1 protein-coding gene is annotated in these 1,914 nt (G+C 60.1%); it reads left to right on the top strand.

Translation table 11 applies throughout. From position 1 onward, the window contains the following. Positions 1-975 precede the first annotated feature (975 nt). On the top strand, positions 976-1,914 hold a 939-nt coding region (locus RDU12_RS15410; RefSeq protein WP_308685521.1), incomplete at its 3' end, for an RHS repeat-associated core domain-containing protein.

The raw sequence follows: 1,914 nt of genomic DNA, 5'->3' as shown, positions 1-1,914 counted from the left end.
CGACATAGAGATCGAACAGTACGTGTCTGGGGACAAGGACGAATTATTTCAGCCCGGGAAGTCTTGGGGATTCTCCGCACCACCCACGTCAAGGGAGAGAGCGGGCTTTGGAACCGAGCAGAAGTTCAGGGAGGTAATTCGTCCGGCGGTCCGAGCGTTAGGCGAATGATCACCATCGGCGGGGTGTCGATCCGACAGGATGAGCGGGGTGGAACTTCAAATATCCATTACGACCTGCAAAACCAGTTCGTGCACGAGGCCATGCATCTCACCAGGAATGAGCCGAGGGACGTTGGTGGTGAGTTCATACACAAAGGACGGTATATGGAGGCGGCAGACAGACTGCTGGCGCCGCCTCCTTGGTGGGAGTCGTGGTGGGACAGGACGGTTGGAAGATGAAGCGAACCAGTATCATTGCGTTGATCTTTCTGATGGCTGCTTGCGCGCCGGAGGAAAGTGCTGACACTCGGCGGCCCGCAGAAGGGTCTCGCGGGAAAGCTGAAGTGTCACGTGGGGAAACCATCGTCTTCAGGTCCAATGCGGACGATCATGTACTGGCGCTGTACTTGGATGAGGGTTCTCACTCCTACTATCAAGATGTTTCGGAGGTTGGAGGTCCGTCTGATCTTGGAGGCGGGTTGGAGCCGTGCGGCGAGGGCATCTCAAAGTGTGTAAAATTCGCCGATTCCATTTATTTTATGGCGCCGCCGCCGGCTGGACGCGAATGGGCTTTTCGCGGCTACGATTTCCATATTGTTACCGACTCATCGGATCGAGAAGCTCACGTTGTCGTCGTGTCTCGGGTCGGTCAGGAAAGCTATTCGTACAGCTACAGCCCAAAATGCGGAGTCGAGTGGATCAACTTTTCCACGGGCGGAGAAAGGGGCGAGAGGTTGTACTATCCTGTAGGACGCTCTCTATTTTCAGAGGCGGTCTGTACGCCAGATCCGACAGACTGATGGCTCCAGCCCGGGTTTGTCCAGCTCGTTAAGGCGGAGCTACGGCCACGACGCCTCGGGCAAGACCACCTCGATCGGCATCAGCCAGCCGGCCTTCGAATGGATGCCGACCCTGGCCTACGCCCGCAGCTATGGGGCTGCCAATGTGCTGAACCAGGTGGCCTCCGAGGGCGGCGTGCCGATCGTGTTCAACGCCGACGCCAACATCACCAGCGACGGGGTCAACACCTACAGCTGGACCTATGGCAACCGCATGGTCGGGGCCAGCCGCGCCGGCATGACGGCGACCTACGACTACGACTCGAACGACCGGCGGACCAAGAAGACGGTCAACGGCGTGGTCACCCGGATGATGTGGTCAGGGGCCGACGAACTGGCCGAGTACGACGTCAACGGCGGCCTGCTCCGACGCTTCGTGCCGGATGGCTCTACGGACAAGGAGCACAAGCCAACCATGGACGCCAGGCTGGCGACGGTGACCGCGGCGGGTGCCGTCTACTGGCACCACACGGATCACCAGGGCTCGGTAATCGCCACCTCGGACAGCGCCGGCCAGACGGTGGGGACCGCGAGCTACTCGCCCTACGGGGAGTTCGGGTCGGGAACCTCGGCCCCGCCGCAGCACAGCCCGTTCGGCTATACAGGGCGCCAGTACGATCCGGAAACCGGGCTGTATCAGTACCGGGCGCGATACTACTCGACCAGGCTGGGGCAGTTCCTGTCGATGGATCCGGTCGGGACGAAGGACGACCCCAACCTGTATCTCTATGTGGGGCTGGACCCAGTCAACAACGCGGATCCGACGGGCCGATCGTGCGAAATGATTGGATCGGGTAGAACATCCCGACTCAACTGCTTTTTGGACGATCCCGGTGATCTGACCGCGGGTGAAGTCAGAACTGCGAACAGGGCCTACACAGCGGCCGCCAATAGGCTGCTGAACAATACGCGACAT

The organism is Brevundimonas sp. (assembly GCF_031082345.1).
Lineage (GTDB): Bacteria > Pseudomonadota > Alphaproteobacteria > Caulobacterales > Caulobacteraceae > Brevundimonas.
This window is presented reverse-complemented; position numbering and strand designations above follow the sequence as displayed.